This is a genomic window from Luteimonas sp. A501 (genome assembly GCF_054052085.1).
The window spans coordinates 1,104,060-1,117,385 of record NZ_JBSVRI010000001.1 but is presented as its reverse complement, the minus strand read 5'-3'; the positions used below and the strand labels follow the sequence as shown (position 1 = coordinate 1,117,385).

At 69.7% G+C, this 13,326-nt stretch carries 11 protein-coding genes; 1 reads left to right on the top strand and 10 read right to left on the bottom strand.

Annotated features, from left to right (window positions below):
* Positions 1-3: 3 nt before the first annotated feature.
* The 8 genes from secD to ACW7G5_RS05055 form a co-directional block, all read right to left on the bottom strand.
* Positions 4-1,869 carry a protein translocase subunit SecD gene (gene secD, locus ACW7G5_RS05090; RefSeq protein WP_457002358.1) on the bottom strand — a complete coding sequence of 622 codons (1,866 nt, stop codon included), beginning with the start codon at positions 1,867-1,869 and terminating at the stop codon, positions 4-6.
* A 106-nt stretch (positions 1,870-1,975) separates the two neighbouring features.
* Complete coding sequence (gene yajC / locus ACW7G5_RS05085) at positions 1,976-2,314, bottom strand: preprotein translocase subunit YajC (RefSeq protein WP_343255374.1); 339 nt, start codon at positions 2,312-2,314, stop codon at positions 1,976-1,978.
* Between the two features lie 181 nt (positions 2,315-2,495).
* The gene (gene tgt, locus ACW7G5_RS05080; RefSeq protein WP_457002356.1) at positions 2,496-3,620 is read right to left on the bottom strand and encodes a tRNA guanosine(34) transglycosylase Tgt; all 1,125 of its coding nucleotides are present in this window, start codon (positions 3,618-3,620) and stop codon (positions 2,496-2,498) included.
* Positions 3,621-4,070: 450 nt separating this feature from the next.
* Positions 4,071-5,078: an ABC transporter ATP-binding protein gene (locus tag ACW7G5_RS05075; protein ID WP_457002355.1), complete on the bottom strand. Its 1,008-nt coding sequence runs from the start codon at positions 5,076-5,078 to the stop codon at positions 4,071-4,073.
* Positions 5,075-6,802: an ABC transporter permease gene (locus ACW7G5_RS05070; RefSeq protein WP_457002353.1), complete on the bottom strand. Its 1,728-nt coding sequence runs from the start codon at positions 6,800-6,802 to the stop codon at positions 5,075-5,077. Before ACW7G5_RS05070 ends, ACW7G5_RS05075 begins: the two co-directional genes overlap by 4 nt.
* A gap of 25 nt (positions 6,803-6,827) precedes the next feature.
* Positions 6,828-7,934, bottom strand: coding sequence for a Fe(3+) ABC transporter substrate-binding protein (locus tag ACW7G5_RS05065; RefSeq protein ID WP_457002351.1), 1,107 nt, complete (start codon positions 7,932-7,934; stop codon positions 6,828-6,830).
* 73 nt (positions 7,935-8,007) lie between these two features.
* On the bottom strand, positions 8,008-9,039 hold the full coding sequence (gene queA / locus ACW7G5_RS05060) for a tRNA preQ1(34) S-adenosylmethionine ribosyltransferase-isomerase QueA (RefSeq protein ID WP_457002349.1): 1,032 nt from the start codon (positions 9,037-9,039) through the stop codon (positions 8,008-8,010).
* Between the two features lie 9 nt (positions 9,040-9,048).
* Positions 9,049-9,480, bottom strand: a complete 432-nt coding sequence (locus ACW7G5_RS05055) for an Lrp/AsnC family transcriptional regulator (RefSeq protein ID WP_457002347.1) — start codon at positions 9,478-9,480, stop codon at positions 9,049-9,051.
* 134 nt (positions 9,481-9,614) lie between these two features.
* Here ACW7G5_RS05055 and ACW7G5_RS05050 point away from each other — a divergent pair, with 134 nt between their 5' ends.
* The gene (locus ACW7G5_RS05050) at positions 9,615-11,111 is read left to right on the top strand and encodes an aminotransferase class III-fold pyridoxal phosphate-dependent enzyme (RefSeq protein ID WP_457002345.1); all 1,497 of its coding nucleotides are present in this window, start codon (positions 9,615-9,617) and stop codon (positions 11,109-11,111) included.
* A 63-nt stretch (positions 11,112-11,174) separates the two neighbouring features.
* Here ACW7G5_RS05050 and ACW7G5_RS05045 read toward each other — a convergent pair whose 3' ends face one another.
* Both ACW7G5_RS05045 and ACW7G5_RS05040 read right to left on the bottom strand, forming a co-directional pair.
* Positions 11,175-11,819 carry an inorganic diphosphatase gene (locus ACW7G5_RS05045; protein ID WP_457002881.1) on the bottom strand — a complete coding sequence of 215 codons (645 nt, stop codon included), beginning with the start codon at positions 11,817-11,819 and terminating at the stop codon, positions 11,175-11,177.
* Between the two features lie 100 nt (positions 11,820-11,919).
* Positions 11,920-13,326, bottom strand: coding sequence for a metallophosphoesterase (locus tag ACW7G5_RS05040; RefSeq protein ID WP_457002344.1), 1,407 nt, complete (start codon positions 13,324-13,326; stop codon positions 11,920-11,922).

The window sequence follows — 13,326 nt, the reverse complement described above, 5'->3', positions numbered from 1 at the left end:
GCGTCAGATGGCCAGGGACTTGAGCTTGCGCTTGCCGCCATAGACCAGGGTGGCGACGCCGCGCGAGACGGTCACCGCGGTGAACACCGAGGTCATGATGCCAATCACCATCGTCACCGCGAAGCCCTTGAGCGGGCCGGTGCCGAAGGCGAACAGCGCGACGCCGGCGAGCAGCGCAGTCATGTTGGAGTCGAAGATCGTGCCGGAAGCCTTGTCGTAGCCGTTGGCAATGGCCCCTCGTGGAGGCATTCCCGCCCGCAGCTCCTCGCGTATGCGTTCGTTGATCAGCACGTTGGCGTCCACCGACATGCCGATCGACAGCGCCAGGCCGGCGAACCCGGGCAGCGACATGGTAGCGCCGAAGACGCTCATCACCGCGACCACCATCAGCAGGTTGAGCAGCAGCGCGATGCAGGTGAACAGGCCGAACATCCGGTAGTAGACGCCGAAGAACAGCAGCGTGAACACGAAGGCGTACAGCACTGCCTGGGTGCCACGTTCGACGTTCTCCTTGCCCAGGCTCGGGCCGACGATGCGTTCCTCGATGAAGTCCATGGGCGCCGCCAGCGAGCCGGAGCGCAGCAGGCGCGCCAGGCCGTCGGCCTCGGCCTTCTCCAGGCCCGTGGTCTGGAACTGCTTGCCAAACACACCGTTGATGTTGGCGACCGAGATCACTTCCTCGTTGACGCGGAAGCTGCGCACCTCTTCACCGGCGGCGTTGGTGGTGACCTGCGGGACGCGCTCGATGTAGACCACGGCCATGGGCTTGCCCACGCTGACCGAGGTGAAGTCGAACATGCGCTGGCCGCCGAGGTTGTTGAGCGTCACGCTCACGGCCGGCATCCCGTTCTCGTCCAGCGTGGACTGGGCCATGACCATCTGCTCGCCCGATGCGATGACGCGCTTGGACAGCAGCACCGGCATCGGCTTTCCATCCATTCCGGTCTCGCGGCGGTAATACACGCGGGCTTCGGGCGGAACGTTGCCGCTGGCCACTGCGTCATACGGGTCACCGTCGATCACCGCGCGGTACTCGAGCGTGGCCGTGGCGCCGATCATGCGCTTGGCCTCGGCCGTGTCCTGCACGCCAGGCAGCTGCACGACCACGCGGTCGTTGCCCTGGCGGGTGATCACCGGCTCGCCGACGCCGACTTCGTCGACGCGGTTGCGCAGCGTGGTGATGTTCTGGTCGATGGCGTCGGCCGAGATCTGGTTGAGTTCGGTTTCCGGCACGCGGATGGTGATGCGGCTGCCCACGGCCTGGCGCAGCAGGGTCGGCTGGGCAGTGGCAAGCAGCGTCATCGCCCGGTCGGCATCTGCCGCATCGGCAAGCTGGGCCACGGTCGTGCCGGTGGCGTTGCGCTCCACCGAGTCGTAGCGGATACGGTTGTCGCGCAGGATCGCGCGGACTTCGTCGGCGTAGGCGTCAAGGCGCTTGTCCAGCGCCGCCTTCTGGTCTACCTGGAGCACGAAGTGCACGCCGCCCTGCAGGTCGAGGCCGAGCAGCATCGGCTTTGCGCCGAACCACGACAGCCAGTCGGGCACGGTGTCGGCAAGGTTGAGCGCGACCACGTAGTCGTCGCCCAGTTCCGGGCGCAGCGCGTCCGCGGCGCGCGTCTGGTCGTCGAGATCGAGCAGCCGGACCAGGCGCTCGCCCTCTTCCGGGGTGTCGATCGACTTCACGGTGACGCCGGCGCCAGCCAGCGCCGCCTCGATCTTTCCGTCCAGTTCGACGCCGGCGGCGGCGCCGCGGTTGGACGTGATCTGCACGGACGGGTCCTGCGGGTAGATGTTGGGCAGCGCATACAGCGCGCTCAGCAGCACCACCAACAGGATGACAATGTACTTCCAGCGGGGAAATTCGAGCATGGTCGGTTCTTGCGCGAGGTCGTCCCGCGGGCGGGAGTGACGGATTCGATTGCAGGCGCCGGTCGCGGCACGGCGCAGGCGCCGGCCGCGGTGCTTCCGGCGGGTGTCAGATGGACTTCAGCGAGCCCTTGGGCAGCACGTTGCCGATGGCGGTCTTCTGCACGCGGATTTCGACCTTGTCGGCGATCTCCACGTTGACGAAGCTGTCGCCCACGCGGCGCACCACGCCGGCGATGCCGCCGCCGATCAGCACTTCGTCGCCCACGGCCAGCTTCTCGACCATGGCGCGGTGCTCCTTCTGCCGCTTCATCTGCGGGCGGATCATCAGGAAGTACATGATCGCGAACAGCACGACCATCATGATCGGGAACTGCCAGGGGTTGGGCGCGGCGGGTGCTGCGGCCTGGGCATAGGCGGGGGCGATCAGGAAGTCGAGCAGGTTCATTCAGGGCGGTCCGTTCGGAAATCAGCTGGCAAGTATGCCACGGCAGCGTGGGAGGCGGTCCCCGCGACCCTTCAGGAGCAGCTATAGCTGCGACAGGAGTGTGGTCGCAGCTATAGCTGCTCCTGCGGGTGGATAACGGGATTCGAGGGGATCGGGGTTCGGGTTGCGGTCCGGCTGCGGCTCAGGGCGTCCGTGCTGCAAGGAAAGACCGCCGGAAGGCATCGAAGGTTCCCGAGGCGATTGCGTCGCGCATGCCAGCCATCAGCTTCTGGTAGTACCAGAGGTTGTGCAGGGTGCCCAGGATCGGGCCCAGCATCTCGTTGCATCGGTCCAGGTGGCGCAGGTAGGCGCGGGTGTAGCCGCCGCTGCAGGCCGGGCAACCGCAGCCCTCCTCGATCGGCCTGGTATCGCGTTCGTATCGCGAATTGCGGATGCGCACCGTTCCGGTGGAGGTGAAGTAGTGCCCGTTGCGCGCGTTCCGCGTTGGCATCACGCAGTCGAACATGTCCACGCCGCGGGCGACGCCGTCGACCAGGTCCTCGGGCCGGCCCACGCCCATGAGGTAGCGCGGACGGTCATCGGGCAGCTGCGGGCAGGTGTGCTCGAGCATGGCGTTGCGTTCGGCCTCGGTCTCGCCCACGGCCAGGCCGCCGATGGCGTAGCCGTCGAAGCCGATGTCCTTCAACCCCGCCGCCGAGCGCGTGCGCAGGTCCTGGTGCACCCCGCCCTGGACGATGCCGAACAGCGCCGCATCGTTGCCCTCGTGCGCGCGCTTCGAGCGCTCGGCCCAGCGCAGCGACAGCTCCATCGAGCGCTCGATCACGCGCGGGTCCACCGGCTTGCCGTCGATCTGCACCGGCGGGCACTCGTCGAAGATCATCACGATGTCCGAGCCCAGCACCTTCTGGATGTGCATCGACTCCTCGGGCCCGAGGAACACCTTCGAGCCGTCGGTCGGCGCCGAGAAGGTCACGCCCTGCTCGGTGATCTTGCGGCGATGCGCCAGCGAGAACACCTGGAAGCCGCCGGAGTCGGTGAGGATCGGCCCGTCCCAGCGCGCGAAACCGTGCAGGCCGCCATGCGCTTCGATCACCTCCAGCCCGGGCCGCAGGAACAGGTGGAAGGTGTTGCCGAGGATGATCTCCGCGCCAAGGTCGCGCACCTGCCCCGGCAGCATGCCCTTGACCGTGCCGTAGGTGCCCACCGGCATGAAGGCCGGCGTCTCCACGGTGCCGCGGGGAAACGTCAGTCGCCCGCGGCGCGCGGCGCCGTCGCTGGCAAGCAGGTCGAACTTCATGCGGGACATCGAATACCAGGCTCCAATCGGGCCGCCCATTGTCGCGGAACCCGCCCGCCACTTGTAGGACCGGCCCGCCACTTGTAGGGGCGCCGCCCCCACTTGTAGGGGCGGCTATAGCCGCGACCGGAAAGGCCTTTGCCACGGATTTACGCGGAAACGGCCGGATTTACACGGATAGAGCAGGAAGTGCCGAAAAAGAAGGAAGAGCTTTTTGCCACGGATTTGCGCGGATGAACGCGGATAGAGCAGAAGCGGTGGAAGGGGCGATGCAATCAGTCGACCGGGCTCGCCATGCATACCTCAGCACCTCAAATTCCTGCTTTGGCTTGATCCGCGTTCATCCGCGCAAATCCGTGGCTAAAGAATGCTTTTCCAGCTCTTTTCGCTCTTTTCGCTCTATCCGCGTAAATCCGCGGCGTAATCCGCGTAAATCCGTGGCAAAAGCTCCTGCTCTCCTCAGTCGAAGGCGACCATCCCGTCCTCCGCAAGCCGCAGGCGCACCGGGTCGCCGGCGGCCAGGCCCAGCACGCCGGAGACATCGTCCAGGTCGACCTCGACCATCGTGCCGCCCGACAGGCGCAGGCTGGCCACGTGCCCCGGCCCGCGGAAGGCCAGCGCCACAAGCTCCGCGCGCACGGCGCCCTCGGGATCGGGCTGCAGCGCGTGCGGCCGCAGCAGCACCTCGCCGCCGCGCGCCAGGCCGAGCGCCGCCGCCGGCACCAGCGCGCCGCGGCCGATGAAGCCGGCGACGAAGCGGTCCAGCGGCCGCCGGTACAGGGCCTCGGCGCTGTCCCACTGCATGATCCGGCCGCGGTCCATGACCCCGATGTGGTCGGCCATGGCGAAGGCCTCGGCCTGGTCGTGGGTCACCATCAGCACCGTGGCGCCCGACGCCTTGAGCAGCTCGCGCAGCTCGATCGCGAGCTGCTGGCGGGTGTCGGTGTCGAGGTTGGAGAACGGCTCGTCGAGCAGCAGCAGCGCAGGGCCGGGCGCCAGCGCGCGGGCCAGGGCGACGCGCTGCTGCTGGCCACCGGAGAGTTCATGCGGATAGGCGCCGCCGCGGTCCGACAGGCCGACCAGGGCCAGCATCTCCGCCACCCGCGCGCGCCGCTCTTCGCGCGCCTGGCCGCGCAGGCCGAAGGCGACGTTGGCGTCCACGTCCAGGTGCGGAAACAGCGCGTAGTCCTGGAACATCATGCCCACGCTGCGCTTCTCGGGCGGCAGCGAGACGCCCGCCGAGGCGACCCGCACGCCGTCCACGTCGATGCTGCCGCCCTGCACCGGCTCGAAGCCGGCGATCGCGCGCAGCACCGTGGTCTTGCCGCAGCCCGACGCGCCCAGCAGGCAGCCGATGTCGCCGGGAGCCAGCGACATCGACAGCTCGTCGACCACCACCCGCGCGGCGGCGCCCGCCACCGGATAGCCGACGCGGATGCCCGCGATCTGCAGCAGCGCATCGCTCACGACATCTTCTCCCGTCCATAGCGCACGCCGGTGCGCGCCAGCAGCACCACCGGCAGCAGGCCGACGGCGACGATCAGCAGCGCCGCCACCGCGCCTTCCTCATAGGTCCCGCGCGAGGCCTCGGCATACAGCCAGGTCGCCAGGGTCTCGAAATTCAGCGGGCGCAGCAAAAGCGTCGCCGGCAGCTCCTTCATCGCGTCCACGAACACCAGCAGCGCGGCCGCGGCCAGCGCCGGGCGCAGCAGCGGCAGGTGGATCCGGCGCAGCGTCGCGCCCGGCGCGTGGCCGAGGCTGGCCGCGGCCTGGTCCAGGCTGGGCGGGATGCGTGCCAGCCCCGCTTCCACGCCACCGGCGGAAATCGCCAGGAAGCGCGCCATGTAGGCCAGCACCAATGCTGCAGCGGAGCCCATCAGCAACATGCGCGGCTCCATGCCGAAGGCGCCGAGCAGCACGTTGGCGCCGTTGTCGAACCAGGCCAGCGGCAGCAGCAGGCCGATGGCCAGCACGGTCCCCGGCACGGCATAGCCGAGGCTGCCGCTGCGCAGGGCCAGCAGCGCGCCGGTGGTACGCCGCCGCCCCTGCGCCAGGCGCATCGACCAGCCCAGCACCAGGCCGGCGGCCAGGGTGACCACGGTCGCCGCCAGCGCCACGCCCACGGTATTGCGGACGCTCGCCATGAGTTGCGGCGAAATCCCGTGCTGGCCGATGCGTTCGACCGCCTCCCAGGCCAGGTAGCCCGCCGGCAGCACGAAGCCGACCAGCACCGGGAACACACCGAGCGCGATCGCCAGCGCCGCAGCGCCGCCGCGCAGTGGCTGCGGACGCATCGGCCGCGGCCGGTCGCCCACCGCGTAGCGCTGGCGGCGGCGCGCATGGCGCTCCAGCGCCAGCAGCGCGATCACGATCGCCAGCATCGCCAGCGCGATCTGCGCCGCGCCCGGCAGGTCGCTGCGCGTGACCCAGGTGGTGTAGACGGCCACCGTCATGGTCTGCACGCCGAGGAATTCGGAGGCACCGATGTCGTTGAGGACTTCCATCAGCGCAAGCGCGGTGCCGATCGCGATCGCCGGCCGCGCCAGCGGCAGGGCCACGCGCCGGAACACCTGCATGGGCGTGGCGCCGAGCACGCGCGCGGCGTCCATCAGGCCCGCGGCCTGGGTCATGAACATCGCGCGCGTGGTCAGGTAGACGTAGGGATAGAGCACGAAGCCCAGCAGCACGATGCAGCCAGCCAGGCCGCGGATGTCGGGCAGGCGGAAATCGCGCGGGCTGTCGTAGCCGAGGATGTCGCGCACCAGGCCCTGCACCGGACCGAGCGGGTGCAGCAGGTCCAGGTAGGCGAAGGCGACGATATAGGTCGGCACCGCCAGCGGCAGCAGCAGTGCCCAGGCCAGCGTGCGCCGGCCCGGGAACTCGTAGGCCGTGACCAGCCAGGCGGCGCCGGTGCCGATCGCCACCACCAGCGCGCCGACGCCGGCCAGCAGCGCCAGGGTATTGCGCGCGGCGACCGGCAGCACATAGCGGGCGACGTGGCTCCAGAGCCCGTCCTGTCCACCCTGCAGCGCGGTCCAGGCCAGGGCCAGCAGCGGCGCGACCACGACCGCGGCGATCGCGACCGCGGCCCACTGCCACGGCCCTTCGGGCAGCCGCCTGCGCAGGCCGCGACCGGCCGGCCCGCGGGCCGGCGGATGCAGCGCATCCGCGGATGCTCCAGCCGCTGCCATTCCGCTCCGCCCTGGCGTCAGCGCGTCAGTTGTCGAAGCCGACCTTGTCGACCAGCGCGCTCGCCTCGCGGCGGTTTGCGACCACCTCGGTCAGCGGCAGCGGGTCGACGGTGAGCTCGCCGAAGCTTGCGACCACCGGGTCGAGTTCGACCCCGGCCTTCACCGGGTACTCGTAGTTGGCGCGGGCGTACAGGCTCTGCGCCTCGTCGGAGACCAGGTACTCCATCAGCGCCACGGCGTTGTCGCGGTTGGGCGAATGCGCCGCCAGCGCGGCGCCGCTGATGTTGACGTGGGTGCCGCCACCGTCGACGTTGAAGGTCGGGCGGATGACCTTGATCGCCTCGCCCCACTGGTGCTGCTCGGAGCCCGGCTCGGCGTTCTTCATGCGGCCGACGTAATAGGCGTTGGCGATGCCGATGTCGCAGATGCCGGCGAGGATGTCGCGGGCCACGTCGCGGTCGCCGCCGGCGGCCTTGCGCGCAAGGTTGTCCTTGACACCACCGAGCCAGGCTTCGGTGGCCTCGGCGCCGTGGTGGGCGATCATCGCCGCGAACAGGCTGGTGTTGTACGGGTGCTGGCCGGAGCGGATGCAGACCTTGCCCTTCCACTGCGGATCGGACAGGTCCTCGTAATGGAACGATTCAAGCTCTAGGTCCTTGTGCGCGTACAGCACGCGGTCGCGCAGCGACATCGCGAACCACTGGTCGTCGGCGCCGCGCAGATGGGCCGGGATCGCGGCTTCAAGCACGTCGGACTGCAGCGGCTGGGTGTGGCCGGCTTCGACCAGATCGAGCATGTTGCCGGTATCGACCACCATCAGCACGTCGGCGGTGGAGCGCTCGCCTTCGGCGCCCAGGCGCTCGGACAGGCCGTCCTTGAGCAGCACGGTGTTGACCTTGATGCCGGAGCTGGCGGTGAAGGCATCAAGCAGCGGCTGGATCAGGCCGGGCTCGCGGGTGGTGTAGAGGTTGACCTCGCCGGCGTCCGAGGGCGCGGCGGTGGCGGGCGTGTCGCTCGCCGCCTGTTCGCCAGCCGTCGTCGCAGGCGCCGGATCGGCACCGCAGGCGGTGAGCAGCAGCGCCGTGCAGGCGACGGCAAGGGCGGCGCGGGGCGCGCGGAAGCGGATATTCACGGGCATCTCCTGGTCATTGGATCGGGCCGGACGAGCCGGCGCAAATGAGAATGATACTCGACACGGCGAATTCTCACCCGTTTCGGAACAGCAACATTGCGTCCCCGTAGGAGAAGAACCGGTAGCGCTCGCGCACCGCGTGCGCATAGGCCGCCAGCACGCGCTCGCGCCCGGCAAACGCCGACACCAGCATCAGCAGGGTCGATTCGGGCAGGTGGAAATTGGTGAGCAGGATGTCGGCCGACGTGATGCGATAGCCCGGCACGATGAAGATCGCGGTCTCGCCCACGAAGGGATGCATCTCGCCCTCGACGGTCGCCGACTCCATCGCGCGCACCACCGTGGTGCCGACCGCGACCACCCTGCCCCCGGCCGCGCGCGTGCGCCGCACCTGCTCCACCAGGCCCGCGCCGACGTTGATCCACTCGCTGTGCATGCGGTGCTCGCGCACGTCGTCCACGCGCATCGGCTGGAAGGTGCCGGCGCCGACGTGCAGCGTGACGTGGCCGCTGTCGATTCCGCGTGCGCGCAGTGCATCAAGCAGCGCCTGGTCGAAGTGCAGGCCGGCGGTCGGCGCCGCCACCGCTCCCGACGCGCGCGCGAACACGGTCTGGTAGCGCTCGGCGTCGTCGGCACCCGGCTCGCGCTGGATATAGGGCGGCAGCGGCATCCGCCCCGCCCTGGCCAGCCAGGGCTCCAGCCCGCCCTCGACGTGGAAGCGCAGGTGGTGGAAGCCGCCGTCGCGGGCCACGACCTCAGCCACCCCGCCGCCGTCGAGTTCGATCAGGTTGCCGGGCTTGGGCGTCTTGCTCGCCCCCACCTGGGCGCGGGCCTCGTTGCCCGGCAGCAGGCGCTCGATCAGGATCTCCACGCGCCCGCCGCTGCCCTGCTTGTTGCCGAACAGCCGCGCCGGAATCACCCGGGTGTCGTTGAACACCAGCAGGTCGCCGGGGCGCAGGAAACCGGGCAGTTCATGCACGTGGCGATCGTCCAGGCCGGCGTCGCCGGGGGGCACCACCAGCATGCGGCTGGCGGAACGCTCGGCCAGGGGCGCCTGCGCAATCAGGGATTGCGGCAGGTCGAAGTTGAAATCGGACTTCTTCACGCGGAGGCCTCAGCGTTGGAACTTGGTCGACAGCAGCAGGGTCGAGGTGGTGCGCTCGACGCCGTCCAGCGCGCCGATGACATCGGTGAGCTCGTCCATGTCGCCGATGGTCTGCACCACCGCCATCGCCACCAGGTCCCAGGCGCCGTTGACCGAATGCAACGCGCGCACCCCGGGCATCAGCCGCAGGGCCTCCACCACGCCGGGTGCCTGCTTGGGGAACACGGTGATCATGATCACCGCGCGGACGCGCTCGCGCTCGTGGTCGTCGCTGATGCGCACCGTATAGCCGGCGATCACGCCCATGCGCTCCAGGCGCTCGATCCGGCTTTGCACCGTGGTCCGCGACAGCTGCAGGCGGCGGGCGATGGCCGCGGTCGGGGCGCGGGCATCCTCGCGCAGCAGCGAGAGCAGGGCTTCGTCGGCGGGACTGAGCTTCATGCCGGGATTCTATCGTCGATTCGACGAAAACAGCAGCATTTGCGCGCAGATCGTACCTACCAAGCGACGAACGCATGTCGATAATAGAAGCATCGCCCGCCAAACCGGCCGGCAGACGCACAGGAGATATCGCCATGACCGACCACGTGACCGCAGCCCTCGCCCCGCTCCGCGCCCGCAAGGGCCAGCGCCGCAGCCCCGGCCTGGACGACGCCACCGTCGCGCGCTTCGCCGCCGGGCATCCGGACCTGGTCGCCGCGATCGACGCCGCCGCGGCCGAATTCGCGCGCATCGAGTCCGAAGCCGCCGACCTCCTCGACCTCGACGAGGACGCGCAGGTCCAGGCCGTGCAGGCCGGCTACGTCAACTTCTATCCGCAGGACGGCGTGAACCCCTACGTCGCGCTCACCGCGCGCGGCCCCTGGATCGTGACCCTGAAGGGCGCGGTGCTGTACGACACCGGCGGCTACGGCATGCTCGGCTTCGGCCACGCGCCGCAGCCGGTGATCGACGCCATGGCCAAGCCGCAGGCGCTGGCCAACGTCATGACCCCCAACCTGTCGCAGCTGCGGCTGGATCGCGCGCTGCGCAAGGAGATCGGGCAGACGCGCGGAGAGTTCCCGTACGCCGCCATCATGTGCCTCAATTCCGGCTCCGAGTCGGTGTCGCTGGCGGCGCGCATCGCCGACACCAACGCCAAGACGATGACCGACGCCGGCGCCCGCCACGCCGGCCGCGCGATCAAGCGCCTGGTGGTCAAGGGCGCCTTCCACGGCCGCACCGAGGCCCCGGCGCTGTACTCCGATTCCACCCGCAAGGCCTACCAGGGCGCGCTGGCCAGCTACCGCAACGAGGACAGCGTGATCGTGGTGGCTCCGTACGATATGGACGCGCTGAAGCAGGCCTTCGCCGACGCCGACGCCAAGGGCTGGTTCATCGAGGCGATGTTCCTGGAGCCGGTGATGGGCGAAGGCGACCCGGGCCGCAGCGTGCCGGTCGATTACTACGCCGCCGCGCGCGAGCTCACGAAGGCGCACGGTTCGCTGCTGCTGGTCGACTCCATCCAGGCCGGCCTGCGCGCCACCGGTGCGCTGTCGATCGTCGACTACCCCGGCTTCGAGGGCCAGGAGGCGCCGGACATGGAGACCTATTCCAAGGCGCTCAACGCGGGCCAGTTCCCGCTGTCGGTGCTTGCGGTGAACGCGCGCGCCGCGGGCATCTACAAGCGCGGCACCTACGGCAACACGATGACCGCCAATCCGCGCGCGGCCGATGTCGGCGTGGCGGTGCTGGGCATGGTGACGCCGGAGGTTCGCGCCAACATCCGCACGCGCGGCACGCAGGCGCTGGAGAAGCTCGAGGCGCTGAAGGCGGAGCTGGGCGGGCTGATCACCAAGGTCCAGGGCACGGGGCTGCTGTTCTCCTGCGAGCTGGCGTCGGGCTTCAAGGGTTACGGTGCGGGCTCCACCGAGGAGTGGCTGCGCGAGAACGGTCTGGGGGTGATCCATGGCGGCGAGAATTCGCTGCGCTTCACTCCGCGCTTCGAGATGGGCGAAGACGAGCTGGACCTCGTGGTGTCGATGGTGAAGCGCGCGCTGCAGGAAGGCCCGCGGGTCAAAGCCACGGCCTGAGGCCGCTCACTCCGGGCCGCCGCGAGTGGCGGCCCGGATGTCGCAGCTTCCAGGGGCGAGGCCTTAGTGGGAGCAGCTATAGCTGCGATCCGGAGCTCGGTCACCGGAATAGCGCCGCCTTGCGTCTTCCAGGATCACGCGCGCCTCCGCGGCATCGCCCCAGCCTTCCAGGCTGACGACGTCGCCGGCCTCTGGCGCGGGCAACTGCTTGTAGACACGGAAGAAGGCTTCGATGCGCTCGCGATCGGAGACCGGAAGGTCGGCGAGGTCGCGGATGTCGGCATAGGCCGGATCGACATCATCGGCCGGCACGCCGACCAGCTTGTGGTCCATTGCGCCGCCATCGACCATCCGCAGCACCGCCACCGGCCGGAAGCGCAGCAGCACGCCGGGTGGCAGTGGAGCGCGGGTAAGAACGAGGGCGTCGAGCGGATCGCCGTCGCCTGCGAGCGTGGAAGGCAGCGCGCCGTAGTTGGCCGGATAAACGACCGGCATCACGAGAAAGCGGTCGACGAAGACCAGGCCACCGGAAGCGGTCTCGAACTTGGTGGCGCTGCCAGCCGGAATCTCGACCAGGAGGACGGCTTCGCCACTTCCAGGCGCCGGCTGGGCGACCGAGAGGGGATCGCGGGCCGCGGGCGCTTGCGGGGCGCCCTCGGAATGGCCGGGCAACGCGCCCGACTGCACGCCCAAGGCGAGTGTTGGCATGGCCACGGCGCAAAGCGCAATCGTTGGCACCGCCGCGGCGCAGAGCGCCAGGATCGCCGCGGCTCGCCGCACGAACTGTCCGGCGCGCGCCGTCACGTCGCTACTCCCAGCAGCGATCACGACGTCCCTTGAGGGTCGCCTCGCGCGCGCAATCACGCTGATCGATCCGGCCCTCGCGATGCTCGATCAAGCTGCGTCCGGACTCGCGGTCGCCAAGCAGCGAGAAGGCGTCGTACAGGCGGCCGGTGGCGGTGCGCGCTTCATAGCGCAGGGTGTCGCCATCGATGCGCACCACCTGGAACAGTTGGGTGTCCTCGGCCACCGGATCCATGGTTTCGCGCGCCTCCGGCGACAGCCGGTACTGCTTTGCACCGACCACGCTGACCACGTACTGGGGCGTGCCCTGCCCTTCGACCAGGCCGCCGCGACGGCCGTAGACATGGTCGTGGCCCTGCAGCACCAGGTCGACGCGATGGCGCTCCAGCACCGGCAGGATGTGCTCGCGCAGCAGGACGTTGTCGCGATCCTGCCGCGGCGAGAACATCGGCTGGTGGATGGCGACGATCGACCATGCCTGCGTGCTGTCGCGCAGCACGCCGTCAAGCCAGGCGGCCTGCGCTTCGGCGGTACCCAGGTCCAGCGCCGAAGTGCCATCGAGCACCACGAAGCGTGCGTCGTGCATGTCGAACCAGTAGGTCGTGGCCGCAGCACCCGGCGCGCCGTTGTCCGGCAGGTCGTAGACGTGCGGCCAGTGGTGGCCGAGTACGCGCCGCTCCTGCGGGGTGTCTTCGAACTCTTCGAAATACTCGTGGTTGCCGGTCACCGGCGCGACCAGCATGGTCGATGCCACCGGCGCGACCGCGTCGAACCACTCGCCCCATTCGTTGTCGTCTTCGCCGTCGCCGCCGCTGACCTGGTCGCCGGTGAACAGCGCAAGGCGTGCGTCCGGCGCATGGCGCAGGGCTTCCAGGACCACGCGCGTGGAATGGCTCGCGTTCTTGTTCTGGGTGTCGCCGAAATAGAGGAACTCAAGCGCGCTGCCCGGCGCCGCCGCGGTGCGCATCTGCCGCCAGGGGCTCCACCAGCCCTTGGCACCCTGCACGCGGAAGGCGTAGAGCGTATCGGGCTGAAGGCCGGTGACTTCGACCTGGTGCTGGTGCGACAGGCGCTGTTCGATGTCGAGCGCGCGCGTGGCGGCGGGCAGACGCCTGGCCTCGCCCATGTCCGGCGTGTCGCCGGCGACAGCGAGCTCGAGCAGGGGCGCGTCCACGCCCGCCGCGGTGCGCCACGACACCTGGAATCCACGCGAAGGATCCGCTGCCGGCGAGGCCACGATCCGGTCGGGGCGGGCCGCGGGCGCGTAGCGGGCGTCGCCCGCCGGCACCAGGGTGTTGGGCTCGAGCGTGCGCGCGCCGTCGGCCACGTCGCGCGCGATCGCAGCGGCGGGCAATGCCAGCGGTAGCGCGACCAGCGCCGACAGCAACAGCGCGCGCAGGCCGTCCGTCAT